A 26,105-nucleotide genomic window follows, 5' to 3' on the forward strand; every position below is an offset into this window, starting at 1 on the left:
CCCGAGGCCGGTGCGCAGCGGGGCCGGTCCACCTCGGGGGGGGCGAGGCGCTCGCGCTCACGAGGCCGGACCGGGCTGGACGCCGTGTGCGGGCCGCGCGAGCACCGTCTGGGCGGCAGCCCTCGAGGTCCGCAGGCGGCAGGTGGTGTCAGGCGGCGCCGCCGCGGCTCAGGACGGCCGGGACCTCGAACGCGGGGACCGGTCGCCCTGTCAGCCAGCCCTGCGCGTGGCGGCAGCCGAGGGAGACGAGCACCGCGCGCTCATCGGCGGTCTCCAGGCCCTCGGCCACCACCGACAGGCGGCCAGCGCGGGCCAGCACGAGGATCGCCTCGACCAGGCCGCTGTCGAGGGGGTGGGCGTCGGGACTGGTGGACAGGCCGCTGACGAGCGACCTGTCGATCTTCAGGCCGTCCACCGGGAGCGACTTCAGGCGCGCGAGGTCGGAGTGGCTGACGCCGAAGTCGTCCACCACCACCCTCACGCCCGCGCGGCGCAGCAGCTGCAGCTGCTCCACCTCGGGTCCGCCCAGCGGCAGCCCCTCGGTCACCTCGACCACCAGGCGGGAGCTGGCGAGGCCGTGGTCCGCCAGGACGGCGAGCACTCCGGCGGCGTACTCCGGGCGGCGCAGCTCGACGGGGGAGGCGTTCACCGACAGGCGAGCTCCCGCCGCCACGGGTCCCCACCCGACCAGGTCGGAGCAGGCGCGCCGCAGCACCAGGGAGCCCAGCGCCACCACGGCGCCGCTGCGCTCGGCCAGCGGCACGAAGACCTCCGGCGAGATCCACCCCTGCGTCTCGTGACGCCACCTCACCAGCGCCTCGACACCGGTGGCGCGGTCCTCCACGAGGTCCCACACGGGCTGGTAGTGCACCTCGAGGGACTCCTCCCGCAGCGCCCGGGCGAGGTCGGCGTCGAGGGCGCTCATCCGCTGCGCGGCCACGGCGGCGTCGGCGTCGAAGAGGCGCACCCGGTGCCCGCCCGCCCGCTTGGCCTCGGACATCGCGGCCTCGGCGTCCCGCAGGGCCGCGGCGGCGCGCTCGGAGGCCGTCCCGGTCGGCGGCTCGGTGGGCTGCTCGGCGGGGCCGCCGCGCGTGACGAGCGCGCCCCCGAAGCACCCGCCGACCGTCACGCTCGCCCGCCGCCCGGAGGCACCGACGACGTCGACCGGCTGCCCGACCACGCGCAGCAGGCGCTCGCCGACGGTCGCCACCAGTGCGGCGGAGGGCAGGCCGTCCACGACGACCACGAACTCGTCCCCGCTGACCCGGGCGAGCAGGTCGTCGGGGCGCAGCGCCGCCGCCATGCGGTGGGCCACCCGCTGGAGCAGCTGGTCTCCGGCGTCGTGCCCGTGGTGGTCGTTGACGGACTTGAAGCCGTCCAGGTCGCAGAACAGGACGCCGACGTGCCCGGGGCGGCCGGGCTGCGCCAGCCGGCGCTCCAGCTCCTCCAGGAGCAGGGCGCGGTCGGCGAGCCCGGTGAGCGGGTCCAGCGCGGCGCTGCGGCGCGGGAGGTGCGGCCCGTGGAGCCCGTGCAGCACGTGGAGGTCGTGCGCGCTGCGCTGCAGCTCGGCGTGCAGGCGGAAGGACTCCAGCGCGTTCGCGGTGGACCCGGCCAGGGTGCACACGGCGTCGACCACCGCCGGGGAGAAGGCGCCGGGGTCGGTGTGCAGCGCGTAGAGGAGGGCCTTCGGGGCGCCGTCGACGAGGACGGGCACCCGCAGCACCGAGCGGACGGGAGCGCCCTGCAGCAGCGATCCGGGCCCGACCGCGGCGTCGTGGACGAGCAGCACCTGCGCCAGGTCGGCGCCCGCCTCCGCAGCGCCGCGCCGGCTCGGCCACCCGCTCTCCGCGGCCAGGCGCGTGCCCGAACCGCCCGCGAGCGCGGCCGCGCCGTCGTCGTCGAGCTCGACCACCCCTGACCACGTCGATCCCGTGAGGTCTCCGAGGATCTCGGCCACCTCCGAGCTCAGGGGGGTGCGGTGCGCCCCGAGGCGCTCCCCGGCGCGGGCGAGCACCTCGGTGCGCCGGCGGTTCTCGGCGCCGCGGGCGGCGCTCAGCAGCCGCTCGGCCAGCGAGGACAGCACCTGCACCTCGGAGGTGGTGAAGGGGGCGTCGTGGTGGCGCAGCAACAGCACCGACCCCTTGGTCGGGTCCTCCGGCACGGGTGCCAGTCGCACGCCGGCGAGCACCTCCACGCCGTCCACGACGAGCCGGCCGCCGTCGGCGCCCGCCGACCAGGACGCGGCGGGCGCCAGGAGGCCGTGGGGGGTGGCGAGCGCACCGGGCAGGTCCGGCAGCGGCTGGGGGCCGTCGTGGGGGAAGCCGCGGGTGAAGGCGGCCACGTCGCGCGGGACGTCGGCGGAGCCAGCCGAGCCCGAGCGCACCAGGCAGGCGAGGTCCGCCTCGAAGGCGTCGGCCATCGCCTCCAGGCCGGCTGCCAGCACCGCCTCGGGCGTCTCCACGGGGCGGGCCAGCGCCTCCAGGCACTGCATGATGCGCGCGGTGTCCCGGTGGGCCTCCTCCGCGAGCTGGCGGGCGTGCCGCAGCTCCTCGACCAGCGCGGTGCTGGGAGCGGTCGGGGGAGCCGTCGTCACGCGCTGCTCATCGGCGCCGCTCCGGTACCACCTGAGCGTCCCCCGAGGGGAGCGCCGGAGAGGTGGGCCGAACAGGTGAGGGACGTCCGCGTCAGGCGGCGCCGCCCACCTGGACGTCTCCCATCCAGGGCTCGAAGCCGTCGCTGCGGCCCGCCCAGGACGCGAGCCCGCGGACCAGCTCCGCCTCGGTGAGCAGGCTCGCGGAGAACGCCTCGCGCACGCGGGCCGGGTCCTCGTCCACCCCCGTCACCACCAGCCGCGTGCTGCGCTCCACCGGTGCCCCCGTGGCGCTCCACGGGCCGGCGTCGCCGACGCTGAGCTGGCCGCCGGCGCCGTCCCAGGCGCCCACCGACCCCGGGCGGGTCGGCAGCCAGAACCGGCCGCGGCCCACCAGCCGTCCACCGGCCAGCGCCTCGAGGTTCTCGCGCAGGCGGTCGGGGTGCGCGGGGCGCCAGTCGTGCAGGTCGAGGGTCCACACGCCGTGCGCGTCGGGAGCGCCGCTGGGGGCCGCGGTGCGCGGGTCGTCCCAGTAGCGGGAGGCGGAGGGGTCGTGGCGCTGGCGCAGCAGGTGCGCGGCGCCGGTCTCGCTGGCGCCGCGCGGGTCCACCGCGCCGGGCAGGGCCAGGTGCTCCAGGAGGGCGCGCGTGCGCTCGTCCGCGCCCGGGGCCAGCACGAGGTCGGCGCCGCGCAGCTGGCGGGCCAGCACCTCGCCGACGCTGCGCGCGTCGTCGTCGCCGTGGGCGAGGTCGCGCTCGTCCAGCAGGTCGTCGCCGAGGAGGTCGTCGGTGGCGGCGGCTCCGTCGACGGCGAGGACCACCCCGGCGAGGCGGAGGCGCTGGCGCACGGAGCGTCCAGCGGCGGCGCCGCCGAGCTCGCCCAGCAGGCCGCGGACCACGGACACCGGCTCGCTGGCCAGCGGGAGCGCCAGCAGCGCCGCGCTCCAGCGGCCCTCCTCCGCCAGCCGGACGAGGGTGGGCAGCAGGTCCTCGCGGACCGCGCAGCCCATGCAGGTGTGCTCGAGGGGGACGACCACGTCCTCCAGCACGCCCGTGCCGTCGCTGACCACGCGGCGCAGCAGGCCCTGGCCGGCGCTGGAGAGGTCGTGGCGGACGACGACGGCGTCGGGCGCGTCCAGCTGGACGCTGAGGACCGCGGCGTCGCGGGAGGCGGCGTCGACGGCGGTGACGGCGGTGACGGGCAGGCGGGTCGCAGCGCTCACGGGGTGCTCCGGGTGTCGAAGTGAGAACAGTTCTCGCCTAGAGTGGCACATCGCGAGAACGGTTCTCGTCTCGCGTCGGCACTGCCGGTCACCCCCGAACCCCGGAGGTCCTCGTGAAGGTCCGCTCCTCACTGCGCTCGCTCGCGCGCCAGCCCGGCTCCAAGGTGGTCCGCCGCCGCGGCCACCTCTACGTCATCAACAAGGCCAACCCGCGCTTCAAGGCGCGCCAGGGCTGAGAGAGGTCGACCAGCCGTGACCCGTCCCTGCCAGGTGACCGGGCGCCGCGGGCGCTCCGGCCACGCCATCTCCCACTCCCACCGGCGCACCAAGCGCCGCTTCGAGCCCAACACGCAGTCCAAGCGCTACTGGGTGCCCTCCCTCGGCAAGCACGTCCGCCTGGACCTCACCCCGGCCGGCATGCGCGTCATCGACAGGCGCGGCATCGACGCCGTCGTCGCCGAGCTCGCCGCCCGCGGGGAGGTGGGCTGACCGTGGCCAAGGCCCAGGACGTCCGCCCGGTCATCAAGCTCCGCTCCACCGCGGGCACCGGCTACACGTACGTCACCCGCAAGAACCGCCGCAACGACCCCGAGCGCATGGTCCTGCGCAAGTTCGACCCCGTTGTGCGCCGCCACGTCGACTTCCGCGAGGAGCGCTGAGATGGCCAAGAAGAGCAAGATCGCCAAGGACGCCCAGCGCCGCGAGGTGGTCGCCCGCTGGGCCGAGCGCCGCGCCGAGCTCAAGCGCCTGGCCACCGCGGCCACCGCCAGCGAGGAGCAGCGCGCAGACGCGCGCGCCGCCCTCCAGCGCCTCCCGCGCGACGCCAGCCCCACCCGGCTGCGCAACCGCGACGCCGTCGACGGCCGCCCCCGCGCGTACTACCGGACGTTCGGCCTGTCCCGCGTCCGGCTGCGCGAGCAGGCCCTCGCGGGCGAGCTGCCCGGCGTGACCAAGTCCAGCTGGTGACCCCCCCCGAGCCCGAGGAGTCTGAGGAGACGTCTGTGAAGAGCGACCTGCACCCCGAGTACGGCCCCGTCGTGTTCCGCGACAGCACGGCGGGCACCGCCTTCCTCTCCCGGTCCACCGCCGTGTCGAGGGCGAGGAGCACCGTCGAGTGGGAGGACGGGAACACCTACCCCGTCATCGACGTGGACGTCTCCTCCGCCAGCCACCCCTTCTGGACCGGGCGCGCCCGCGTGCTCGACTCCGAGGGGCGCGTGGAGAAGTTCCGCCGCCGCTACGGGCAGCGGCCCTCGGGCCGCTCGTGACCGGGCCCTCGTCGTCGTCGTCCTCGTCGGGTCCTCCCGCGGGGCCGCTGGTGGCGGTGTGCACCGGCCACCGGTGCGCCGCGCTGCGGCGCCTGGACGGCGAGGACGACGCCCTCGGCGCCTCGCTGCGGGAGGCCGTCCGCGCCTCCCGCGGCGGGGTGCTCGTCTCCAGCCCGTGCGCGGGGGCGTGCGCCCGGGGTCCCGTGGCCGCCGTGGGGCAGCGCGAGGAGGGGCAGGAGCAGCCGGCCGCCGTCGTGTGGCTCGGAGACCTGGACCGCGCCCGCCGCGAGGCGCTCGCCGCCTGGGTGGGGGAGCTGAGCGGTGCGACGGCCCCGCCGGCGCAGGCGGCGCTCCCGGAGGCCCTGCGGGCCGCGGTGCTGGGGGTCCGCAGAGCCCGCCCGGGCCACCGGCGGACGTCGCCCGCGCGGGCGCGTCCTGCGCCACCCGGGTGAGCCCGGTCGGGTGGCGCTCACTGCGAGGGGCGCACCCGCCGAGGTCCAGGTGTGGGTCGAGCAGAGCGCGTCCGGGGGAGGCCCGTGTGGGTCCACCTCGCCGCGCTCGTGCTCGCACCGCTGCTGGCCGCCCTGGGGGCCGGTGCCGCGGCCGCGCTGCCGCGGGCCGAGGAGGTGCGCCACCTGCGGGCCGCGGAGGCGCTGCTGCACGACACCGCCCTCTACGACGACCTGCGCCGGGCCGTCGACCAGGAGCTGCTGCCCACGGTGGTGCTGAGCGTGCTCCGCGACGACGCGCGCTCGCAGGACGCGCTCCTCACCGGTGGCCTGCGCACCGAGCTCCTCGAGGACGACGAGCGGCGGCTGCGGGATGCGCGGGCGCGCACCGACGGGGCCCTGGCCCGCGTCGCCGCGACATCCACCTCCCTGCCCACTGCCCGCCAGGTCGCGGACCTCAGGGCCGCCGCCGACGCCGGCCGCCTGGCCCCGGGCCTGCTGACCCAGAGCTTCCTGGCCACCTCGGACGAGCTCGTCGTGGCCGAGCGCACCGCCGCGGTGCGAGCGGGCGCCGCCTCCACCAGCTCGGCCACGGCGATGGCGGTCTCCGACGTGAGCCAGCTCGGGGAGCTCACCAGCCTCGCCAGCCGGCAGCTGCCGCTGCTGTTCGCCACCCTCGTGAGCACCGGGAAGGAGCGGCAGGACCTGCGCGTGGCCTGGCGGGCGGCTGCCGGAGCCTTCGACAGGGCCAGCGACACCGCCGCGAGCCTGTCCGACCCGCACCTGCGCGAGGGCGTCCACGCCGTCAGCACCTACGGCGCCACGGCCCAGCTGGCGACCCGCCTGTCCTCCCCGAACGCCCTGGACGGCACCGGTGTGGGGGCGCTCGTGCCGGGCCAGGTGCTCGACCTCGTGCCGCCCAGCGCAGCCCGCGACGCCGCTCTCGCCCAGCTCCTCCAGGACGCCGTGGCCACGGCGACGACGTCCGCCACCGCCGAGCGGGTCAGCGCCCAGGAGGAGCTGCGCCTCACGACGGCGCTCGTGGTGGGCGCGGTGCTCCTGGCGGTCGGTGCGACCGCCGCGGCGGGGCGCGCGCTGGCCCGCTCGCTCGGCCGCCTGCAGCTGGTCGCCGACCAGGCCCGTGACGGGCACCCGGTGGTCGTGCCGGACCGCGGGCCCCGCGAGGTGCGCCGCGCCGCGGCGGCGCTCGCCCACGCCGCCACCGGTCTGCACCGGGTGCGCGTGCAGCTCGAGGCGGTCACCCGCGGGGACCTGGCCGCTGCCAGCGCCCAGCACGCGTCCGCCGGAGGCCTGGAGGAGGCGGTGCACCGGTCGCTGCAGGAGGTGGTCCGCACCGTGGAGGCCAACGAGGCGCTGCGCGCCGAGCTGGCGGTGCGCGCGTCCACCGACGCCCTCACGGGACTGCCCAACCGCGTGGCGGCCGTGGCGGCTCTGGCGGCGCTGTGCGAGGGCCCCTCAGAGCCCGGCGCCCCGGGGGCGCTGGTCTTCCTCGACCTCGACGGCTTCAAGGCGGTCAACGACTCCCTCGGCCACGCCGCGGGCGACGAGGTGCTGCGAGCCACCGCGCGGCGCCTGCTCGCGACGGTGCGGGCCGGTGACGTCGTGGGTCGCCTCGGGGGTGACGAGTTCGTGGTGGTCGCGTCCGGCGCGGACGCGGCCGCGGCCACCGAGCTGGCGCAGCGCCTCGTCGAGGCGGTGGCGCCGCCCGTCCCGGTCGGCGGTGGGCGCACCGCCCGGATCGGGGCGAGCGCCGGCGTGGCCCTGGCCTCCGCCGGCCCCTGCGACGCCGAGCAGCTGCTCGGCGAGGCCGACGCCGCCGTCTACCGCGCCAAGGCGGCGGGCAGGGGCTGCGTGCAGGTCGCCGGCAGCACCGGCCCGGCCGCGACGACCACCCGCCCGGCCGCGACCAGCGCGGCGTCAGCCGCGACGAGCACCGGCCCTGCCCGCGGTGCCGGCTGAGCGGCGTCCCCGCCGTCCCGGCTGAGCGCCCCCGACCGACGCGCTGGCCACCGCGGCGGCGGCCACGGCCGTGGTGATGGGCACCGACAGGGCCACGCACGCGCCGCCGATGGCGGTGCGCACCAGCTCCTCCGCGAGCGCGCTGGAGCCGACGGCGTCCACCCAGCGCGGGTCGGTCACCGCGAGGATCACGAGCACCGGGAGCGCCGCACCGGCGTAGGCGAAGGCCACCGTGTAGACGGTGGAGGCCAGGTGGTCGCGCCCCACGCGCATGCCGGAGCGCACCAGCGTGGTGAACGACGCGCCGGGAGCGTGCTCGCGGACCTCCCACACCGCGCTGGCCTGCGTGATGGTGACGTCGTTGAGCACCCCCACGCCCGCCAGCACGATCCCGGCGACCACCAGCCCCCGCAGCGTGCTCATCGAGGTGAGCTGCCCGAGGTAGGCCGAGTCCTCGTCGGACAGGCCCTGCAGGTGGGTGGCGCCCACCGCCACGTGCGCCGCGACGCCGACCAGCAGCAGCCCGCTCACGGTGCCCAGGTGCGCCGCCGCCGTCCGCAGGCTGAACCCGTGGGTGAGGTAGAGCACCACCGACATGATCGCCGTGCAGCCGACCACGGACACGAGCACTGCGGGGCGCCCCGCCAGCAGCGCCGGGATCATGAAGAAGGCCAGCACGGCACCCGCCATCACCATCCCCCCGAGGGCCGCGAGCCCGCGCTTGCGGGCCACGAGCACCGTGAGCAGCGCGAAGGCGCCCACCGCCAGCGCCAGCGGGCGGGTGCGGGAGAAGTCCACCCACTGCCACGTCGCGTCGTAGCCCGGGGTCGGCGGGAAGTAGCCCAGGTCCACCCGGTCACCGGGGCTGATGCCGCCCTCGGCCACCTGCGCGGGCACCTCCACCTGCACCTGCTGGCCCTTCGAGGGGCCCTGCAGCACGGTGGCTGTGAGGGTCGGGCAGCTGGCGGTGGCCGGGACCGTGCCGTCGGGCAGCCGGTCCAGCGTGGTGCCGGGGCACGTCTTCTGCACCAGGGAGTCCGCCCGCGCCTCGACGTCGGTGACGACCGACCCGCCGGCGCTGACCTGGTCGCGGAGCTCGGCCAGCGTTCCCGGGGGCGGCCACAGCAGCGCCACCCCCACCACCGACGCCAGGGCGCACACCACCGCGAGGACGACGACGACGCGCCGGGCGAGCGCGCCCACGCGGACGTCGTCGCCGGGGCGGGAGCCGTCAGGGCGGACGTGCCCGTGGCCGGTGTGCTCGTGCAGGTCTGAGGCCACCCGCCCATGGTCACCGCCGTCCGCGCCGGGCGTGGCCGACTCGGGAACTTCCCAGCCAGCAGATCGGCGCCGCGGCTTCAGGTCGGCTTCAGAGCCGCGTCGCAGGCTCGTCGCATGGACCAGACCCGATCCTCACGCCGTCGGCGGTCGCGGTGACCGCCGCGCCGCCGGCGCAGGTGCTGCTCGACGTCGCCGTCGCCGTCCTCGTGGTGGCGGTGGTGCTCCTCGGAGCCCGGGCGGGGTGGCGCACCGGCGCCAGTCGCTCCGTGCTCTCCCTCGCCGGGCTCGTGGCCGGCGCCGTGGTGGGCCTCGCCCTCTCGACGTGGCTGGTCGGAGAGCACCTGTCCGCGCTGGTGCACCTGCTGCTCGTCGCCGTGTGCGTGCTCGGCGGCGCGCTGGTCGGGTCTGCGCTCGGCGGTGCCGTCGGTGACCTGCTCGGGCGTGGTCTCGCGCGGCTCCACCTGGGGCTGCTCGACCGGACCGCCGGTGCTGGCGTGCGCGCCGTGGTCGCGCTGGTGGTGTGCTCGGTGCTGGCGGGGCTCGTGCTGGCGTTCGCGCCGCCCTCCAGCGCCGTGGCGCGCAGCGGCGTGGTGTCCGGCCTGGCTGGCGTCGTGCCGCAGGCGCGCTCGCTGTCGGGGGTCGTCCCGCCGGCGCGCAGCGTCGTCGACGACGTGCGCACCGCGCTGCCCAGCGGCGCCGGGGACGACCTGCTCGCCCTCGTGCCCGCGCCCGCCAGCGCCGCGGCGGACGCCCCGGGGGAGTCGGTGCTGCGCTCCGTGGCGGGCCGCGCCGCGTCCAGCGTCGTGGAGGTGCAGGCACCCTCCTGCACCCCGGGACGCACCTCCCAGGGCACCGGCTTCTACGCAGAGGCCAGCTCCGGGCAGCGCTTCGTGGTGACCAACGCGCACGTGGTCGGCTCCGCCACGCGCGTCACCGTGGAGGGGCAGCACGGGAGCGAGGCGGCTCGCGTCGTCGTCGACGACCCCGCCGCCGACATCGCGGTGCTGGCCGTGGACGGGAAGACCGGACCCGCGCTGACCCTCGCGAGCGGGAACGCCGCCAACGGCACGCCCGCGGTGGTGCTCGGGCACCCCGAGGGCGGCCCGCTGACCGCGACCGGCGCGGTGGTGCTGCAGCGGCTGCCCGTCGTCGAGGGCACCGACGACGGCGCGGGAGCAGCCGGGCTCGTGCCGGGGATGCGTGAGGCGTTCCGGTTGGCGGCCGACGTGCGCCACGGCAACAGCGGCAGCCCGCTGCTCGACACCTCCGGGACGGTCATCGGCGTGGTCAACGCGGTGGGGCTGACCGGTGACGGCACCGGGTACGCGCTGACGCTCCCGTCGGTCCGCGCCGACCTCGAGGCCGCCGCCAGCGACGGTGCCTCTGCGACGACCACGACGACCACGACGACCACGACGAGCGGAGCGACCGGTGGCTGCTGACCCACGAGGCCCTGGCGACTCGCTGGAGCAGCTGCGCGCCGACCGGGAGCGCCACCGCGCCGAGGAGCGCGCCGACGCGCCGTCGTCGTCCTCGGTGCCGCCGCCGGACTGGCGCCACGACACCCTCGAGCTGGACCTCGACGGCCTGGGTCACGAGCCCGCGGGGCCGCCGCCCGTGGTGGACGGCAGCGTGCTGCGGTCCAGGACGCACGGCGGGGGCTGGCGTGCTGTCCGACAGGGCTCCAGCGCCGCGGCGAAGAAGGTCCGGAGGGTGAGGGTGCCGGCCGGGCTGGTGGTCGGGCTCGTGCTGGTCGTCGGGGCGGGCGCGACCAGCGCCGTGCTCGACGGCAGCGGGAGCGGCCCTCAGACGTCACCGCTGCAGACGACCACCCAGACGGGCACCGGGACGACGCAGGGCAGCACGACGACGGCGGGTGACCGGCCGCAGGGCTCCGTCCGCGTCGAGACGGGTGGCTCCGCCGACGGCTCCGACGCCGGCCGGGCGCCCGAGCAGGACGCTGGGCTGCCTCCTGACCCGCAGGCGGGTCCGGCTGCTGGTGCCCCCGGCGGTCCGGGGGCGGCCGTCGACCAGGCGGCTGGCCCGGGGGCTGGTACCGGCGGTGGTGGCCCCGCGGGTGGACCGCGCGACAGGCCCGCAGCCGGACCCGGCGCTGGCCCGGTCGGAGCGCCCGGCCGCCCCTGAGGCCACCCCCGCGACCCGCCACGAGCACGGGCCCCAGGGCCACCTCGCCGCCCCGGGCGGCCTCTGGTGTGCTGGGACGGTCCTGCTCCACCGACGAGGGGTGCCCCGAGATGGCCCTGCTGCGCTGCGACTTCTTCTCCGACGCCCTGCGGCTGTCGACGTCGATGCAGGTGGTGCTCCCGCAGCCCGTCTACTCCCAGATCGGGATGGGAGGCAGCGGCGGTGACGAGCCTCCGCCGGTGCTGTACCTCCTGCACGGCCTCTCCGACGACTGCACCACCTGGACCCGCCGCACCTCGATCGAGCGGTACGCCTCCGAGCTGGGCCTGGCGGTGGTGATGCCGCAGGTGGCGCGCAGCTTCTACCTCGACGGCGCGCACACCGGGGCGTACTGGGAGTTCCTCTCGGCCGAGCTGCCCGCCGTCGTCCAGAGGTTCTTCCGGGTCTCGCACGCCCGTGAGGACACCTTCGTGGCGGGCCTGTCGATGGGCGGGTACGGGGCGCTGCTGTCGGGGCTGCGCCAGCCCGAGCGGTTCGCCGCGGCGGCGAGCCTGTCGGGGGCCCTCGACGCGGCCGAGCTGCAGCGCGAGGACGTGCACGGCGTGTTCTCGCACGTGACGGACGCGCCGCTCGGCGGCACGTCCGCTGACCTCTTCGCCCTGCTCGACAGCGTGGAACCCGCCACCGCGCCCCAGCTCTACGTGCGGTGCGGCACCGAGGACGGCCTCGTCGGCTCCAACCGCCGCTTCGCCGCCGCCGCCCGCGAGCGGGGCCTGGACGTCACGGACGGCTTCGACCCCGGCGCCCACACGTGGGACTACTGGGACCGCACCGTCCAGGACGTCCTCGCCTGGCTGCCGCTGCGCACCCGCTGACCAGGAGCTGGCGGCCAGCTGGTCACCAGCGCAGGGCGAGGTAGGCGTCACCGTGCTCGGCCAGGGCGTCGAGCGTCGATCCCGCCGGTACGGTGAGGCCCATCGCGGCGACGTCCACCAGGCACCGGGCGTTGTAGGCGAGCGTCCACGCGACCACCGCGGCGGCGGTGACCTGCTCCTCGCCGGTGAACGGGCGTTGGCGGGCGGCGTCGAGGTCGGCGAGGAAGGCCCCGGCCTCCTCGGGCGTCGGTGACTGCGCCCCGCTCGTGCTGCTGTCGGTGAAGGACGCGGCGGCCATGCCCGCGATGACCGCCTCGGACTCGACCACCACGCTGTCCCAGTCCCACGCGCTGGTCACACGGACCCCGCCGTGCTCGCCGTCGTCGTCCTGAGCGGTGGGGGAGAAGCGGACGTTGCCGCAGTACCAGTCGCTGTGGCCGACCACGCGCTCAGCGGGTGGGACGTCGCGCCGGTTGATGACGGCCGAGGCGCGTGCGGCGACCTGGTCGATCCAGGCGTGCTCGCGCGGCGTGGTGGTGAAGTCGAAGACCGGGTCGTGCGGGGTCGGCCACGGCCCGTGCTGGTGGACGGCCCAGGCCGGCGGGTGCCGCAGCGCGTCGCGGTGGTGCGCGGGCAGGGCGCGCAGCAGCTGGACCTGCTCGGCGAGGCTGCGGGCGAGCGCGCGGCGCACGGGCGGGCGGTGGGCGTTCCCGGCGACGCCGTCGTCGAGCCAGGTGTCCACCACAGCGGTCAGGCCGTCGGTGGCCGCCGGCCCGTCCAGCGGCTCCGGGCACGGGTAGCCGGCGCCCGCGAGGAGCCGCTGGGCCTCGACGGCCGCCGCCAGCGACGCGGTCCGCCCCTCGTCCAGCCGACCCCGGTGGACCTTGACGACGACGCGGTCCCCGCCCGCCAGCCGCAGCGCGAACACGGCGCTGACGCGGCCGGAGCGCAGGACCACTTCGTCGAGGTCCGTGCCGAGACGGGCGCGGACGTGCCGGCGCAGCCAGTCGTCGACCTCGGCGACGGGCACCGCGCCGAAGGTCGCGCGCTCGACGCCGTCGACGGGGTCTTCGGCCACGCCACCAGCATGCCGCAGCGGAATACTTCAGACTTCAACTATCTTGTGGGTGGCGACTGCACGCCCCGCCGAGGAGGACCCCATGAGCGAGACCACCAGCACGACGACGACCGCTGCCCCGGCCTCTCCGGCGCCGCTGGCGCTGACGTACGTCTTCGACGCCTACTGCGGCTGGTGCTACGGCTTCGGCCCCTCCGTCCGCGAGCTGGCGCAGTCCGACGACGTCAGCGTCGAGGTGATCAGCGGCGGCCTGTTCAGCGGCGCCCGCGTCAGCGCCCTGGCCGACCACCCGTACATCCCCGAGGCCAACGCCCGCATCTCGGCCCTCACCGGCGCGCACTTCGGCCCGGGCTACCAGCGCGCGGTGGCCGACGGCACGCTGCGCATGGACTCCGACGACGCGAGCCGCGGCCTCGTCGCGCTCAAGGCAGTCGCACCGCAGCGCCGCCAGGTGGAGCTCGCCGGGGCGCTGCAGCGCGCGTTCTACGAGGACGGCCTCAGCCTGTCGTCGCCGCAGACCTACCGCGTCATCGCCGAGCGCGAGGGTCTGGACGCCGACGCGCTCGTCGCGGCCTTCGAGGACCCGGCCACCGCCACCGCGGCTGCTGCCGAGCGCCAGCGGGCGCGCGCCCTCGGCGTGGACAGCTACCCCACCCTGCTGGCCCGCACCGACCGTGGACTCGTGAAGATCGGCAGCCCCGTCGCGGGAGCGGAGCACCTGCGTCAGGCCGTCGAGGCGCTGCGCGGCTGACTCCCGTTCCCCCTCGACCGCGCACGTGCGAGACGATCCTGCGCGTGAGCCAGACCGCTGCCCTCCCGGCCCGCAGCCTCGCCGTGCAGGAGGCGCTCGCGGCGGCAGGTGTCGACGCCGCCGTCCGCGTCCTCGACGACTCCGCCCGCACCGCCGCCCAGGCGGCCGCGGCGCTGGGGTGCGAGGTCGGTGCCATCGCCAACAGCCTCGTGCTCGTCGCCGACGGCGAGCCGCTGCTCGTCATGACCAGCGGCAGCCACCGCCTCGACCTCGCCGTGGTGGCCGCGGCGGTCGGAGCCACCGAGCTGCCGATGGCGAAGCCCGCCGAGGTCCGCGACGCCACCGGCCAGGCCATCGGCGGCGTCGCCCCGGTGGGCCACCCGGCGCCGCTGCGGACCCTCGTCGACGAGGCCCTCGCCGACCACCCGCTGCTGTGGGCGGCCGGTGGGACGCCGCACACCGTCGTCCCGCTCACCCACGAGCAGCTGCTGGCCGTCACCGGCGGCACCCCCTGCCGGGTGGCGGCTGGCTGATCGACGGCTGGTCAGCCGCCGCCCGACCCCTCGGCGCGCTCGGCGGTCTGGACGTCGAAGGCGAACGCCGCCTGCGGGTCGTGCGCCACCAGCAGCGCCGTCCTGGCGTGCTCGGCGACCTCCGGGCGGGGTGAGGCGGCGGCGCGCCGCAGGACGGCGGTGGCGGCCGGACCCAGCTGGACCAGAGACCGGCTGAGGGCGCGCCGCACCTCGCGGTCACCCCTGCCCAGCTGCTGGCCGAGGAGCTCGGCGAGCTCAGCGCGCTCTTCCGCTGCGGCGGCCTCCGCCTCCGGGTCGGCCGGCGCCGCGACACCGCCGTCGTCCTCGTCGGGCTCGGCGGGCAGCGGGGTCAACTTCACCGCAGCCCGCCACGCGGTGCGGGCGACGGTGTCATCAGGGTCGGCGATGAGCTGCGGAGTGATCCAGGACCGCACCGTCCGGTCGCCGACCTTGGACAGCGTGTGCACCGCCTGGGCGCGCGCCTGCGGCTCCGGGCGCTCCAGCTCCGGGCGCAGCCGGGCGAGCACGAGGTCCGCTGGCAGGCGCGTCAGCACCCACGTCAGCGCGTCGCGCACGAACGGGTCCGGCTCCACCGCGCACCGCCGCACCACCGCGTCCAGGTGCTCCGGGTCCGGCCACGTGCCGAGGGCCATCGCCGCCCGCAGCCTCACCTGCACCTGCTGCGCCTCGAGCGCGGCCACCGCCCCGCGGCTCCCCGCGCTGTCCGCCGTCGTCATGCCGACCACCTCACGGACCCAGTGAAACCCGTGGCCGGGTGTCGTGCGACGCCTCCCCGCGGCGCGCCGTCAGGTCTGCGGCTGGACCCAGGCGGACGTGGCGCCCAGCACGCGGGACCCGTCGAGGTCCGCCAGCGACAGGCCGGCGAACCGGACGGCGGTCTCGGAGGTCTGCCAGCGGAACCGCGGGGCGTCCGTGGTGGCGGCCTCGACGACGGTGCGCGCCGCGTCCTCCGGGGCCTGCGCGGCGGCGAAGGACGAGCGCGTGCGCGCCAGGTAGGCCTGCAGCTGCTCCTCGTACGGCCCGGCGTCGCTGTGGTCGACCGACTCGACGAAGGACGACGCGACCGCGGCCGGCTCGACGACGCTCACCTGCACGCCGAAGGGCGCGACCACCGGCGCGAGGGACTGCATGAGCCCCTCGACCGCGAACTTCGCCGCGCAGTACGCGTCAGCGAACGGCTGGCCGACCACGCCGCCCACGCTGGTCACCGTCACGACCCGGCCCCGCCCGCGCGTCCGCATGCCCGGCAGCACGAGGCGGGTCAGCCGGGCGACGGAGAGGTAGTTGGTCTCCAGCTGGGCCTGCAGGTCAGCGTCGCTGAGCTGCTCCAGCGTGCCGACCGCGCCGCGGCCCGCGTTGTTGACCAGCACGTCGACAGGACCGGCGGCCTCCACGTACGCCGCGGCGCCGGCCGCGTCGGTGACGTCGAGGGCCCTGACGTCCAGGGTCACCCCGGCGGCGTCTGCGGCAGCGCGCAGCGCGTCGGCGCGGGAGGTGTCGCGCACGGTGGCGATGACGCGGAGGCCGGCCTCGGCGAGCTGCACCGCCGTGTGGAGGCCGATGCCGCTGGAGGTGCCGGTGACGATCGCGGTGGTCATGGGGTCATCATCCGCGCGCGACGGGGCCGCGGTTCAGAGCTGGTGCTCGTACAGCACCAGCTCTGGGTCGTCCTGGTGCTCGGCCTCCACGAATCCGCCTCGCAGCAGCACCCGGTGCGACGCCGCGTTGCCGGGCAGCACCCGCGCGACCACCGTGGTCACGCCCTCGCCACGGCAGACCTCCACACCGCGGCGCAGCAGGCGCCCGGCGTGCCCGCGGCCCCAGTGGTCCGGCGCCACCCAGTAGCCGACCTCGACCCGCCCGGGGGCTCGCTGCCGCAGCGACAGCAGCCCGACGCGATTGCCCGCTCGGTCACGAGGGACGAACCACCGCACCGCGCTGCACGGGAGGGCCTCGCGGACGCGCTCCTGCAGCTGCGGCTCGCTCCAAGGCCGTCCGTCTCCGACGTACCGGACGACGCGCGGGTCACGGGCCAGGCCGCGGAGGAAGTCGACGTCGTCGGGCTGGAGCGGGCGGACGTCGAGCTCGCCGTCGTCGTCCTGCTCAGGTGTCACCGGGAGGTCGCCGGGCCGGGGGCGAGGTCGGAGGGGTCGGTGTTGGCGCCGCACAGCACCGTGACCACGCGCTCGTCGTCGCCGGGGCTGTAGAGCCCCTCGTCCAGCGCGGCCTGCGCCGTGGCCGCTGCGTGCTCCACGGCCAGGCGGTGCTCCTGCCACAGCCGGCGCCGTGCCGCGACGATCGCGGCGTCGCTGACGAGGACGGGGACGACGTCGGCGCTCGCTGCGGCGTCGAGCGCCAGCTGCGTGACGCGGCGGGCGCCGAGGGAGTCCGCGGCCACCGAGCTCACGGCCACGTCGACGGGCCCACCCGCGGCCAGCGCCGCGGAGAACGCGCAGCTGCCCTCGGGCTCCACGGCGATGACCCGGACCCCGTGCTGGGCGGCGACCGTCGCCAGGCCCGCGAGCAGGCCACCGCCACCGACGGCGACGACCACGGTGTCGACGCCTCCCGGCGTGCACGTGAGGACCTCCCGCATCAGCGTGCCGGCACCGGCGGCGACCAGCGGGTCGTCGTAGGCGTGCGAGGCCAGTGCGCCGGTGGCGGCGACGTGCTCGGCCGCGGCCTCGGCGGCGTGCGCGTACTCGGTGCCCACCTGGACCACGCGGGCGCCGAGGCGGTGCAGCCCGGCCACCTTCACCGCGGGAGCAGTACCGGGCACGAACACCGTGGCGGGGACGTCGAGGCGCGCCGCCGCCCACGCGCAGGCCAGGCCCGCGTTGCCGCCGGAGGCGATGGCCACGCCGGTGGGCGGGAGCGACCCGGCCTCCCGGTGGGCGGCGAGCAGGTTCACCGCTCCGCGGGCCTTGAACGTGCCGGTGTGCTGGAGGAACTCCGCGGCGGACCAGTGCCGCGGGGAGTCGGTGGGCAGGACGACGACGGGGCGGACCAGCCCGGCGGTGCGGACGGCTGCCGCCTCGACGTCGGCGGGGGAGAGGGGCACCCGGCCATCGTCGTCGACGGCCGGGCGCCGCCGCCGACCGGTCGCCGTCAGGGAGCGGCGAGGAAGGTGCGCACCCTCTCCACCAGCAGCGCTGATGCCCCGACGTCGGGTGGCGCCGGCGGTGGTGCGCCGGCGGTGGCCTTCATCGAAGCCCACACCTCGCTGCCGATCACGGCCAGCGACGTGGCCCGGGCGGCTGGTGTGGGTCCGCGGGCGCTCCAGCTGGCCTTCCACCGCCACCTGGACACCACGCCGATGACCTACCTGCGTCGGGTGCGTCTGGCGGGAGCCCACCGGGAGCTGGTGGCCGCGGACGCCAGCGCGGGGGACACGGGCGCGGCGATCGCCCACCGGTGGGGCTTCGCCTCACAGGACCGGTTCGCGACCGCGTACCGCCACGAGCACGGCGTCCTGCCGAGCCGGACCCTGCGCACCTGAGCAGCGCCGGCGTGGAGGGCCTCGTGGGTCGTCTCACCCGGGGACCGCTGACCGGCACGCAGGAGGACCTGGGCGGCGATCGTGTTCCGCACGGGATCCCCGTCCGGGAGCGTGTCGCTGCTGGGGCGCCGATCGGGCGTCCAGTCGTGCGGGGGAGCACGAGCTGCTGCACGCCGTGGCCCAGCGGCCTCAGACCAGGCCCTCCCGGCGGGCGAGGGAGGCGACGGAGTGCGCGCACTTCTCCCACACCTCGATCACGACGTCCTCATCACGCCATCCGCCCAGACGCTGCAGCTCGGGAGCGGCCTGGATCGTCGCGTGCACGGCATCCCCGTCCTGGGGGTAGTCCGCGACCTCGTGGCGCCAGTGAGCGGCCACCAGCGTGCCGCCCTCTTCCAAGGACGCCACCGCCGCACCCACCACGTCGGGCAGGTCGGCGGTGCTGAGGTAGTAGCCGACCTCTGACAGGACGACCAGGTCGAAGGTCTCCTCTGGCCACGGCTCGCCCAAGCCCCACCTGCGCAGCTCCACGTTGCTCGGAACCCTGCCGGCGGCTCTGCGCAGCGCGGTCTGGGAGACGTCGGTGGAGATCAGCACGTCGCAGCGCTCGGCCAGCTCGCCGGTGAACACCCCGAGCGAGCACCCGGGCTCGAACGCCCGTCGGTAGCGACGTGCTGGCAGGGCAGCCAGGGTCAGGGCGCGCTTGCGCTGCTCGTACCAGCGGTCGGTGAAGCCCCACGGGTCCTGGCGGCTCTCGTACAGGTCCTCGAAGTAGCTGGAGGGCAGGCTCGTCGCCTCGTGGGACTCCGCTGATGACGGCATGGGGCAAGCCTGACCTCGCTGCCTGCCCGCCGCGACAGGCGTCGTCCTGGAGGCTGATCTCGTGTCAGGCGCGCTCCCGCACGGTGGTGGTCAGCGCGCCCGCCCGGCGGGTGCCGGCTCAGCGACTCCGACGCGGGCGGTGCCGTGGCTGACCGGAAAGGGCTGCAGGTCGGAGGAACGCCGCACGGTCCGCACCGATCCGCGATCCGCCACACCCCGGCGGCGCGCTCGCAGCGGTCCTCGTAGACCCCACCACCAAGCACCCACCGTCCGTTCGGCAGCTGGACGGTGACCACGACGTCGCGCCGCCCCGTCGCCGCGTCAGGGTCACGCGAGTCGCGCTCGACGGTGTGGTCGGCGGTCGCGTGCTGCACGCGCGGCGACGCGTCCCGCTGACCCTTCACCGCGGCGGTGATGGCGTCCAGGCCGCGGAACCGGTGCTCGTCGTCGTCCGGGTCGTCGCCGGGCGCGTCCCACAGGGCGTCCGCCGTCCAGGTGGAGGCGAAGCGCGCGAGGTCCTCCTGGGCTGCGCCGATGCAGTGGTCCGCGGCCGAGCGGTGCACGGCGAGCTCGGTCTCGACCCGCTCGAGGCGGTCAGCCAGCTCTTGCAGCGTCACCACCGGAAGACCGCAGGCCGTCACCACTCCACCGGGGCGCCGCAGTGGACCACCCGTTGTGGAGCAGGGGAGCACGAGTGGCGCTGGCGACGGCTGCGAGGGCCTCACCCGTGCCGGTCGACGACCCCGCAGCGGCACACGCCCCCGGTGGACGGTCGACGACTGGACGTCGATGGAGAACCGGGCTCAGTGGTTGGTCGTGCGCCCCCTGGTGCGGGTGGTCAGGACGATGACCAGCCCGAGGACGGCGACGCCCGCCCCCACGATGACCAGGGGGCCGGCGCCGATGTCGGCGCCCTCTCCTGGGGTGCTGGGGTGCTGGCGTGCCAGGTCCAGGCGTCCGTGACGACCACTGGCTCCAGGCGCAGCCCGACGGAACCTGACCGCCACACCGCATCGGCGCGCCCCAGCAGGCCGCACTGCACGAGCAGCGGTTCCACGGCACGGCGGGAGTCAGCCTCGACTGACCGGTCGGCTCCTCCCCGTGAGCCTGCCGTCGACGAGCTGCCGACCAGATCGGCACAGCGACTGTCGTCGTCCGCTGCCTCGTTCCCGCCTGGCTGCCCGCGCTCCGAGGAGCGAGCGCTGATGCGTCGCGCTCGCCGGCGGATGCAGCGACCTCTTGCCGGTGCCGCTCACGACCGTGCAGCGGGCCTGTCAGCCGGGGCACGGGATGCACGCGGCTCACTCGGGCCCTCGGACGGCCTGGCTCGCTTGTGCGCGTAGAGATCGGCATCGGCTCTGGCCAGCAGGGATGTCACGTCGTGTCCGCCACCTGAGGTGGCCGTCCCTGCCGACCAGGTCATCGGGTGGCTGGACCGCAGGCGCGCGACCAGCGCCGCAGCCTCCGAGGGGCCGGCACCTGGAAGGCTGAGCACGAACTCGTCGCCGCCGTGGCGCCCCAGCAGGTCCCCGACGCGCAGACCCTGCTGCCAGCACTGCGCCAGTTCCCTCAGCAGCTGGTCTCCCGCGGCGTGACCGTGGGCGTCGTTGATCGCTTCGAAGCCGTCCAGGTCGATGACGACGACGCTGAGCTGCTGCCCAGCGCGCTCAGCCCTGACCAGGTCGCGAGCTGCCACCTCCTGCCAGTGGCGACGGTTGGCGACCCCCGTGAGCGGGTCCAGGTCGGCGGCTGCCTGCAGCCGGCGGACGAAGAGGCCGTGCACCTCGAAGACGGCTGCCGCTGTCACTGGAACCACCAGCCAGGGGACGAAGGGCGTCCCTGCGGCGCTGAGCAGTGCGCCGGCCGTGGCTGCGCACAGCAGGAACAGCACGTGGGCCCTTCCGGCTCGGACCGAGAAGGCGTGGGCGGCGTACAGGCAGGCGGCGATGACCGCCGGCCCCAGGCCGACCACTCCCACTGCAGTCACCGACACGGCGGCCGCGACCATCACGAACGTCGAGAACACCGCGAACGCGACGTGGACGGTGGCCGCTGGCCAGCGTCGGCCCAGGAGCTGGACCACTACCGCGCCGGCGACACCTGAGGCACCGAGCGTGCGGATCACCACCAGCGGTGAGTGAGGACTCAGCGGCATGGCGGCGGAGACCAGCAGGAGGAGGCCGCTGATGGCGTACACCAGCGCGAGCACAGCGACGTGCGACTGTCCTGGTGCGCGCACTGACCCCCCCTTTCCTGTCTACCTTCGGCTTCATCGTCGCCTGCCTGAGGAGTTGTGGGCAGTGCCTCGCGGACCCGCCGGTCGGGTGCGCCATGGGCGTGCGGCGTGAGGCGGGCGAGGAGCTCACTCCGACCACCGCCGGAAGGGCCCCGAGGGGTCCCAGACGGTCGTACCAGCGGGAGGCGGTGGTGGCCGGTGGAGTGCTCCACCGGCCACCGGCCACCACTGCGAAGGTGCCATCAGTGCGGAGATCGCTCCGTCGAGAAGGGCTGAGCCATCAGCGACGGCAGCGCGGCGGCCTCAGCGCGAGGCGCCGTCGGTGTGCGAGCCGACGTGGTCGCCGTCATCGCCCTCGACGTCTCGGGCGAGGAGCCCGGAGCCGATGGCCCACACAGCCGCTCCGAGGATGCCCACGTAGACACCGATCTGCGCCACGAGGTCGTCACCGCGCTCCAGACCGCCCATGGGGTTGAGCGCGAAGGCGATCGTCTGCAGGGTCGCTGCGATGCCCACGGCCATCGACGTGAGCGTCAGTCCGCGGTGCTGACCGCGGCGCGCCCGCTTCGCGGCGTAGGCCATCGCCAGCACCAGGCCGATGCCCAGGTAGGCGATGAAGGGGACCAGGGAGTCCGTCTCGTAGCCGGTGCGCCCCTCGGAAGCGCCGTCGCGGTCCACCCACTGCAGGAAGGGGCTGACGTTGAAGATGACGACGCCGAGCGCGGTGGTCGCCAGCCCGGTGCTCTTGGCGCGGCGCGTCAGGCGACTGGCGCCTGCGTCCGAGGACCGGGTGGCTGCGGTGTCGTTGCGGTCGTAGGCCATGGGTGGAACCTCTTCAGTCTCGTTCTGCAGCTGGGTGCGTCCCGCGGACGCGGGTAGTGCAGCGATCGAGACGAGAGCCGGGGAAGTCTCACGCGCCGTCAACCGGTGCTGTGCGCACCCAGGGTCGTTGGCGGGGCCTTCCACGCGACGACGACGACGCTAGTAGTAGATGTTCGACCGCGCGAGAGCAGCACCGACCCGCCGGAGGTGCGATGCGCAGGTGCCGGATCGCCTACCGGTCAGCGTGCCGCTGCAGATCGTCGTGCGGGAGCGTGCCGCCGTACATCGCGTCTGAGGTGCACGCCACCGGTGACTCGCGAGACTCACTCCTCGTGACCCGGCAGTTGCGGCAGTCACAGGCACCTGCGGCCCCTGCGGGCGGTGGGACTCGCGCCCTCAAGCGCCTCCCGCTGCCCAGCGTCTGAGCGCGTCGATGGCCTCGCGCAACGCCATGCCGCGTTCGGTCAGCGCGTAGGCCCGGGTGTTGTGGTGCAGTGGCAGCCGGACCACGACGCCGGCTTCTTCGAGCTCCCGCAGACGCGTCGCGAGCATGTTGGTGCCTGCCCCCAGGGCGCGCTGCAGATCGCCGTACCGCTGCGGCCCGTCGAGCAGCTGTTCCACGACGAGCAGCGCCCACCGGGGGCCGAGGACCTCCAGGGCTGAGGCGAGGTCGCTCACGCGGTGGCGTCGGTGTCCGGCTTCATCCAGAACGGTGAGTAGTGGTAGCCGTTGGGGTCGTCGAACTGGCGCTGGTACATGAAGGCGTAGTCGTCGGTGTCACCGATGCGGCCTCCGGCAGCGCGGGCCCGCTGCACGAGCTCGTCGACCGCCTCGCGGCTGGGCAGGTCGAAGGAGACGGTGACCTTGGAGGGCGTCTCGGGGCCGCCGATGAGGTCTTCCGTGCCGCCGACGCTGGCGTACATCGCGCGGCTGCCGAGCATGACGTACTGCTCGGGGGCGATGGCGAAGCAGGAGACGTTGTGGTCAGACATCTCCGGGTTGAGGGTCCAGCCCAGGGCGGTGTAGAAGGCGGTGGCGCGTTGGACGTCGGCGACGGGGCAGGTGATGAACAGGCTCATGCCGCAGGATACTTCCAAAACAGAAGTGGGCGGTCAAGGGTCGTCGCAGAGGCGTCGCGCGCAGCGAGCGCGCCCCTGCGGATCGAGGAGCGCGGGGGCAGCGCCTCGCGGCGCTACCCGAGCGCGGCGACCCGTCGGCGGTGGTGCAGCGGGGAGAGGCCGACCTGCCGCTTGAAGGCGGTGCTGAAGGCGCTCTCGGAGCCGTACCCGAGGTCGCTCGCCAGTTCTGCGACGCGCGTGTCGGTGTCGCGCAGGGCGCGCTGCGCCAGGACCATCCGCCACCTCCCCTGGCAGGTGACCGGTGGGACACCGGCGACGGCGCGGAAGCGTTCGGCGAAGCTGGTGCGGGACATGCCGGCAGCACCCGCGAGCTCAGCCAGTCTCCAGCTGCGGCCGGGCTGGTCGTGGATCAGGCGGACGGCGGGAGCCAGAGCAGCGTCGCCCAGCAGCCTCAACCACCCCGCGGGTGGCTGCTCCTGCTCCAGGAAGGCGCGCAGCACCTCCAGCAGGACCAGCTGCCCGAGCTGTCGCAGGGCGAAGGCTGAACCCAGGTGGGCGGCGCTGGCCTCGGCGAAGACCTGAGCGACCAGGGCCTGCAGACGGGTGCCGGCGGGAGTGGCCGCCCGCACGTGCACCACTCCCGGCAGGGCGGCGCGGAAGAGCTCCAGCCCGGCGGGATCGGTGCGGATCCACCCACCGATCAGGACGTCGTCGGAGGCCAGGTCCGCCTCTGACAGCGAGACTGCCGAACCCTCCAGGGCCTTGTGCCACAGGCTGGGGCGACAGGGCCCCCGGAAGGTGAGGCCCACCTCGTCATGAGGCGTTGCGAGAAGAGATCCCCTGGTCGAAACGACCGCGGCGCTGGCGTGCGTCGCCGGAAGAGCGACGCGGAGAGTCCTGATCGACGGGCGACGGTGCACGCTCGTCCCGCTCACAAGGATGCGCCTGCACACGCTGAAGACAGACTCGCCGGCGAACATCGACCGGATCGTGTGCACGCTCACTGACCGCCGATCAGTGACCTTCCTGTAAGCACCTCTCGCCCTGGCAACTCGTGTGTCGTTGAGCGACCGGTGACCGGGCGCTTCGGAGCCTCGAGGGCCGCTCTTCGCGACGACGCAGGCCGTCTCGATCGAGGATCCTCATCCGGTCAGCGGGTCGGGGCCGCGACACCTGGACGTTGCCCCGGCTTCACCTGCGGCGAGTGCCGTCGCGCCTGGCACCCGGGGCGGTGCCTGCCGCATCCGCAGGGCCGGCGCGGTGGATCGCGCCCGTCGCCACCGGATGCAGAGCCTCAACGCGGCGGGCGCGCACCGCTAGCACTGCGACGTCGTCGCCGTGGCCAGCACCGACCAGCTGACGCAGCCCCTCATCCAGGAGGGCGTCCAGCTCCCGAGCGGCCTCAGCCTCCAGGACCTGGCACAGAGCTCGGGTTCCGATGTCGAGGTCAGCGTCGCGGCGCTCGACCAGGCCGTCGGTGTACAGCAGCAGCGTCGCCTCCGGCGGCATCTGGCAGGAGTGGTCGATCCGCTCGGTTCCGGTGCCCACCCCGAGCAGCACGTCGCAGTCACCAACCCCTGTCAGGCCCAGCACCGGCCCGCGCTCGTGAGTGCCGTGCAGTTCGCGGTCTGCGCTGGCATGCAGGACCAAGGCGCGTGCACCGCCCGGTAGCCCTCCAGGCTCGCAAGGGCAGTGGCCTGTGCCTGCTCCAGCGCCCGCACCACGCGCCGGAACCTGCCGATCGACCGCCGATCTGGGGGCCGGGATGGCCAGTGTCGAAAGGGTCAGTGACGGGAGGGTCGGTGGCGGGATGAGCAGGATCGGGGGTGGGTGTCCAGCACTGGACCAGGTGATGCGTCCCAGCCCACCCTCAGCCTCCAGGGGGCTGTGGTCGATGCGCACCACGAGGGCACTGGCCAGCACGTCCAGCCCCAGGCGCTCCAGCGCCACCTCGGTGGCGGTCAGCACCTGGGCGGGACTCTGCCCACCCTGGGCTGCGCAGGTGCGCAGCACCGCCCGCACCTGGCCCATGACGGCTGCGGCGCGGATGTCATGACCGATGACGTCTCCGATGACCAGCACGGTGGACCCGTCGGTATCAACTAGAGCGTCATACCAGTCACCGCCGACCTGGTCCCCGCTGCTGGCGGGTAGGTAGCGCGAAGCCAGCTGCAGGTGGTCGAGCTGAGGTAGCTCGGTGAGCATCGCCGTCTGCAACGTGCGAGCGGCCTGACGGCGGTCCTGCAGCTGGGCCAGCTGGCGCTGACGCGCTCCGGCGACCACGGCGATCACCGCAGTGACCACGGCGAGGATGGAGCAGCGCACGACGGCGGTCAGGAGCGGTACGCCGTCGAACCAACAGGTGAGGACCGCCAGCGCGCTCGTCAAGGCGCCGATGGTGATGACGTGGCGGCGTGAGCCGCCGATGCCGGTCAGGGCAGGTGCCAGTGCCATGGTGCCGGCGAGGTTGCAGTCCGCTCGGTCCGCTGACAGCGACCCCAAGCCCAGGTCCAGGGTGACCAGCGCTGCGCAGGCGGCCGCGCCCGTCCACGCCCAGCGGGGCGCCGGACGCAGCACGTGCTCACCCTCGCCAACGGTCACGGCAGGGCCGACGTCGTTGTCGCAGTCACCAGACACAGCATGCTCCACGGGGGACGGGTGAGGGAGGCGTTGCAGGTGGACGGCGCGCCGCACGGGCCTGTGCCGGGCAGCGCTCGAGCAGGCGCTGAACAGCGCACGGAGCCTTGGCGTGCTGTCGACCCCCGCGCCACGAGGCGGTCGGTCGCCGGTCGCAGGTCGCCGGCCGATGAGTGGTGGTGCGCGCGGTCATGTCCGTGAGGTCCGCCGGCTCTCCTGGTCGGAGGGACGGCGAGGAGAGGGCAACCACGGCACCACCGGGTGCTTCGGGCTCGCCTGAGCAGTCGTGGTGAGGCTGTCGACGTCTTCGACCACGACGACCGAGACCACGACGGCACCAGGGTCGACGTCGCTCGCAGCAGCGGCTGTACCGGCATCACGGGCAGAGGCCGCTGACGCCAGCTGTCCAGAGCCTTCCGAGCCTTCCGGGCTGGAGACGGGGCCCGACTGGTCCGGTCCGTCGACCGGCACAAGAGCAGCCACCTGCTCCGTGAGGGCTGGCTGCTCCGTGACGGCCGGCTTCTGCGTGACGGCCGGCTGCTCTGTGACGACCAGTTGCTCTGTGAGGACCACCGGCCCTACGGCGACCACCCGCTCCGCGACAGCATCTGCGGGGGCGCACGTGCACGCGGGTCGGCGCAGCATGCTCAGGCCCTCACCGGCGGCGAAGAGCCCCAGCAGCACCAGCACCACCGGTGCGGGACCGGCCATCACCGCCCAGCCGGCCCACGGCACCACCAGCACCGCTCGACCCAGGTCAGCCCCGCCCAGCGCGATCCGCCAGGGGTCGGGCTGGGGGTTGGCGTCCCCGCGGGTG

29 protein-coding genes and 1 pseudogene are annotated in these 26,105 nt (G+C 75.3%); 13 read left to right on the forward strand and 17 right to left on the reverse strand.

The window, feature by feature from the left end:
- Positions 1–148: 148 nt before the first annotated feature.
- Entirely contained in the window at positions 149–2,593 is a 2,445-nt protein-coding gene (locus FMM08_RS02980; RefSeq protein ID WP_147924769.1) for a putative bifunctional diguanylate cyclase/phosphodiesterase, read from the reverse strand.
- Positions 2,594–2,684: 91 nt separating this feature from the next.
- On the reverse strand, positions 2,685–3,812 hold the full coding sequence (locus FMM08_RS02985) for a GTP-binding protein (RefSeq protein WP_147924770.1): 1,128 nt from the start codon (positions 3,810–3,812) through the stop codon (positions 2,685–2,687).
- A 113-nt stretch (positions 3,813–3,925) separates the two neighbouring features.
- Here FMM08_RS02985 and ykgO point away from each other — a divergent pair, with 113 nt between their 5' ends.
- The 7 genes from ykgO to FMM08_RS03020 all read left to right on the forward strand — a co-directional run bounded on the left by ykgO (position 3,926) and on the right by FMM08_RS03020 (position 7,509).
- A complete protein-coding gene (gene ykgO, locus FMM08_RS02990; protein ID WP_147924771.1) occupies positions 3,926–4,048 on the forward strand; it encodes a type B 50S ribosomal protein L36 in 123 nt (40 codons plus the stop codon).
- Between the two features lie 16 nt (positions 4,049–4,064).
- Positions 4,065–4,301 carry a 50S ribosomal protein L28 gene (gene rpmB / locus FMM08_RS02995; protein ID WP_147924772.1) on the forward strand — a complete coding sequence of 79 codons (237 nt, stop codon included), beginning with the start codon at positions 4,065–4,067 and terminating at the stop codon, positions 4,299–4,301.
- A gap of 2 nt (positions 4,302–4,303) precedes the next feature.
- Entirely contained in the window at positions 4,304–4,471 is a 168-nt protein-coding gene (rpmG, locus tag FMM08_RS03000) for a 50S ribosomal protein L33 (protein WP_147924773.1), read from the forward strand.
- Position 4,472: 1 nt separating this feature from the next.
- On the forward strand, positions 4,473–4,778 hold the full coding sequence (gene rpsN / locus FMM08_RS03005; RefSeq protein ID WP_147924774.1) for a 30S ribosomal protein S14: 306 nt from the start codon (positions 4,473–4,475) through the stop codon (positions 4,776–4,778).
- A gap of 35 nt (positions 4,779–4,813) precedes the next feature.
- On the forward strand, positions 4,814–5,080 hold the full coding sequence (locus tag FMM08_RS03010) for a type B 50S ribosomal protein L31 (protein WP_147924775.1): 267 nt from the start codon (positions 4,814–4,816) through the stop codon (positions 5,078–5,080).
- Positions 5,077–5,532 carry a hypothetical protein gene (locus FMM08_RS03015; protein WP_147924776.1) on the forward strand — a complete coding sequence of 152 codons (456 nt, stop codon included), beginning with the start codon at positions 5,077–5,079 and terminating at the stop codon, positions 5,530–5,532. The genes FMM08_RS03010 and FMM08_RS03015 overlap by 4 nt, the downstream gene beginning before the upstream one ends.
- An 84-nt stretch (positions 5,533–5,616) precedes the next feature.
- Positions 5,617–7,509, forward strand: a complete 1,893-nt coding sequence (locus FMM08_RS03020; RefSeq protein WP_147924777.1) for a GGDEF domain-containing protein — start codon at positions 5,617–5,619, stop codon at positions 7,507–7,509.
- Here the strand turns inward: FMM08_RS03020 and FMM08_RS03025 are convergent.
- Complete coding sequence (locus FMM08_RS03025) at positions 7,468–8,790, reverse strand: YibE/F family protein (protein ID WP_187279498.1); 1,323 nt, start codon at positions 8,788–8,790, stop codon at positions 7,468–7,470. The two genes, FMM08_RS03020 and FMM08_RS03025, sit on opposite strands and share 42 nt — an antisense overlap.
- Before the next feature lie 152 nt (positions 8,791–8,942).
- On the opposite strand from FMM08_RS03025, the gene FMM08_RS03030 reads away from it, so the two are divergent.
- From FMM08_RS03030 to FMM08_RS03040, 3 genes are all read left to right on the forward strand, one after another.
- Positions 8,943–10,232, forward strand: a complete 1,290-nt coding sequence (locus tag FMM08_RS03030; protein ID WP_147924779.1) for a CvpA family protein — start codon at positions 8,943–8,945, stop codon at positions 10,230–10,232.
- Positions 10,222–10,935 carry a hypothetical protein gene (locus FMM08_RS03035; protein ID WP_147924780.1) on the forward strand — a complete coding sequence of 238 codons (714 nt, stop codon included), beginning with the start codon at positions 10,222–10,224 and terminating at the stop codon, positions 10,933–10,935. Before FMM08_RS03030 ends, FMM08_RS03035 begins: the two co-directional genes overlap by 11 nt.
- A 110-nt stretch (positions 10,936–11,045) precedes the next feature.
- Positions 11,046–11,810, forward strand: coding sequence for an alpha/beta hydrolase (locus FMM08_RS03040; RefSeq protein ID WP_147924781.1), 765 nt, complete (start codon positions 11,046–11,048; stop codon positions 11,808–11,810).
- Positions 11,811–11,832: 22 nt separating this feature from the next.
- On the opposite strand, the gene FMM08_RS03045 is transcribed toward FMM08_RS03040, so the two are convergent.
- Positions 11,833–12,888: a phosphotransferase family protein gene (locus tag FMM08_RS03045; RefSeq protein ID WP_147924782.1), complete on the reverse strand. Its 1,056-nt coding sequence runs from the start codon at positions 12,886–12,888 to the stop codon at positions 11,833–11,835.
- 82 nt (positions 12,889–12,970) lie between these two features.
- Here FMM08_RS03045 and FMM08_RS03050 point away from each other — a divergent pair, with 82 nt between their 5' ends.
- Together FMM08_RS03050 and FMM08_RS03055 are read left to right on the forward strand one after the other, a co-directional pair.
- A complete protein-coding gene (locus tag FMM08_RS03050; RefSeq protein ID WP_147924783.1) occupies positions 12,971–13,639 on the forward strand; it encodes a DsbA family protein in 669 nt (222 codons plus the stop codon).
- A 44-nt stretch (positions 13,640–13,683) separates the two neighbouring features.
- Positions 13,684–14,172 carry a YbaK/EbsC family protein gene (locus FMM08_RS03055; protein WP_187279499.1) on the forward strand — a complete coding sequence of 163 codons (489 nt, stop codon included), beginning with the start codon at positions 13,684–13,686 and terminating at the stop codon, positions 14,170–14,172.
- Between the two features lie 11 nt (positions 14,173–14,183).
- Here FMM08_RS03055 and FMM08_RS03060 read toward each other — a convergent pair whose 3' ends face one another.
- The 4 genes from FMM08_RS03060 to FMM08_RS03075 form a co-directional block, all read right to left on the reverse strand.
- Complete coding sequence (locus FMM08_RS03060; RefSeq protein ID WP_147924784.1) at positions 14,184–14,909, reverse strand: HEAT repeat domain-containing protein; 726 nt, start codon at positions 14,907–14,909, stop codon at positions 14,184–14,186.
- 69 nt (positions 14,910–14,978) lie between these two features.
- Complete coding sequence (locus tag FMM08_RS03065) at positions 14,979–15,791, reverse strand: SDR family NAD(P)-dependent oxidoreductase (RefSeq protein ID WP_147924785.1); 813 nt, start codon at positions 15,789–15,791, stop codon at positions 14,979–14,981.
- Between the two features lie 33 nt (positions 15,792–15,824).
- Entirely contained in the window at positions 15,825–16,307 is a 483-nt protein-coding gene (locus FMM08_RS03070) for a GNAT family N-acetyltransferase (protein WP_187279500.1), read from the reverse strand.
- Positions 16,304–17,254 carry a serine/threonine dehydratase gene (locus FMM08_RS03075; protein WP_147924787.1) on the reverse strand — a complete coding sequence of 317 codons (951 nt, stop codon included), beginning with the start codon at positions 17,252–17,254 and terminating at the stop codon, positions 16,304–16,306. The genes FMM08_RS03070 and FMM08_RS03075 overlap by 4 nt, the downstream gene beginning before the upstream one ends.
- 66 nt (positions 17,255–17,320) lie before the next feature.
- On the opposite strand from FMM08_RS03075, the gene FMM08_RS03080 reads away from it, so the two are divergent.
- Positions 17,321–17,692 carry a helix-turn-helix transcriptional regulator gene (locus FMM08_RS03080; protein ID WP_222710323.1) on the forward strand — a complete coding sequence of 124 codons (372 nt, stop codon included), beginning with the start codon at positions 17,321–17,323 and terminating at the stop codon, positions 17,690–17,692.
- Positions 17,693–17,881: 189 nt separating this feature from the next.
- On the opposite strand, the gene FMM08_RS23545 is transcribed toward FMM08_RS03080, so the two are convergent.
- The 9 genes and pseudogenes from FMM08_RS23545 to FMM08_RS23285 all read right to left on the reverse strand — a co-directional run.
- The gene (locus FMM08_RS23545; protein WP_369431654.1) at positions 17,882–18,478 is read right to left on the reverse strand and encodes a class I SAM-dependent DNA methyltransferase; all 597 of its coding nucleotides are present in this window, start codon (positions 18,476–18,478) and stop codon (positions 17,882–17,884) included.
- The gene (locus FMM08_RS24050; protein ID WP_369431639.1) at positions 18,385–19,269 is read right to left on the reverse strand and encodes a nuclear transport factor 2 family protein; all 885 of its coding nucleotides are present in this window, start codon (positions 19,267–19,269) and stop codon (positions 18,385–18,387) included. Before FMM08_RS24050 ends, FMM08_RS23545 begins: the two co-directional genes overlap by 94 nt.
- A 497-nt stretch (positions 19,270–19,766) precedes the next feature.
- Positions 19,767–20,753, reverse strand: coding sequence for a GGDEF domain-containing protein (locus tag FMM08_RS03095; protein WP_147924789.1), 987 nt, complete (start codon positions 20,751–20,753; stop codon positions 19,767–19,769).
- Between the two features lie 300 nt (positions 20,754–21,053).
- Positions 21,054–21,572 (reverse strand): hypothetical protein, encoded by a 519-nt coding sequence (locus tag FMM08_RS03100; RefSeq protein WP_147924790.1) that lies wholly within the window; start codon positions 21,570–21,572, stop codon positions 21,054–21,056.
- Positions 21,573–21,968: 396 nt separating this feature from the next.
- Positions 21,969–22,250 (reverse strand): winged helix-turn-helix transcriptional regulator, encoded by a 282-nt coding sequence (locus FMM08_RS03105; protein WP_147924791.1) that lies wholly within the window; start codon positions 22,248–22,250, stop codon positions 21,969–21,971.
- Positions 22,247–22,651, reverse strand: a complete 405-nt coding sequence (locus FMM08_RS03110; protein ID WP_147924792.1) for a VOC family protein — start codon at positions 22,649–22,651, stop codon at positions 22,247–22,249. Before FMM08_RS03110 ends, FMM08_RS03105 begins: the two co-directional genes overlap by 4 nt.
- A 113-nt stretch (positions 22,652–22,764) precedes the next feature.
- Positions 22,765–23,460, reverse strand: a complete 696-nt coding sequence (locus FMM08_RS03115; protein WP_222710325.1) for a helix-turn-helix transcriptional regulator — start codon at positions 23,458–23,460, stop codon at positions 22,765–22,767.
- A 382-nt stretch (positions 23,461–23,842) separates the two neighbouring features.
- On the reverse strand, positions 23,843–25,288 hold the full coding sequence (locus FMM08_RS23280) for a PP2C family protein-serine/threonine phosphatase (protein WP_222710326.1): 1,446 nt from the start codon (positions 25,286–25,288) through the stop codon (positions 23,843–23,845).
- Positions 25,289–25,477: 189 nt separating this feature from the next.
- Positions 25,478–26,105, reverse strand: a pseudogene (locus tag FMM08_RS23285) (hypothetical protein); the annotation flags it as partial.

It is taken from the genome of Quadrisphaera setariae (genome assembly GCF_008041935.1).
GTDB classification, from domain to species: Bacteria; Actinomycetota; Actinomycetes; order Actinomycetales; family Quadrisphaeraceae; genus Quadrisphaera; species Quadrisphaera setariae.

Excerpts from the sequence above, each read along its gene's own strand:
- rpsN (WP_147924774.1), top strand. The coding sequence starts at position 4,473 with ATGGCCAAGAAGAGCAAGATCGCCAAGGACGCCCAGCGCCGCGAGGTG.
- FMM08_RS03040 (WP_147924781.1), top strand. The coding sequence starts at position 11,046 with ATGGCCCTGCTGCGCTGCGACTTCTTCTCCGACGCCCTGCGGCTGTCG.
- FMM08_RS03050 (WP_147924783.1), top strand. The coding sequence starts at position 12,971 with ATGAGCGAGACCACCAGCACGACGACGACCGCTGCCCCGGCCTCTCCG.
- FMM08_RS03060 (WP_147924784.1), bottom strand. The coding sequence starts at position 14,909 with ATGACGACGGCGGACAGCGCGGGGAGCCGCGGGGCGGTGGCCGCGCTC.
- FMM08_RS03065 (WP_147924785.1), bottom strand. The coding sequence starts at position 15,791 with ATGACCACCGCGATCGTCACCGGCACCTCCAGCGGCATCGGCCTCCAC.
- FMM08_RS03100 (WP_147924790.1), bottom strand. The coding sequence starts at position 21,572 with ATGGCCTACGACCGCAACGACACCGCAGCCACCCGGTCCTCGGACGCA.
- FMM08_RS03110 (WP_147924792.1), bottom strand. The coding sequence starts at position 22,651 with ATGAGCCTGTTCATCACCTGCCCCGTCGCCGACGTCCAACGCGCCACC.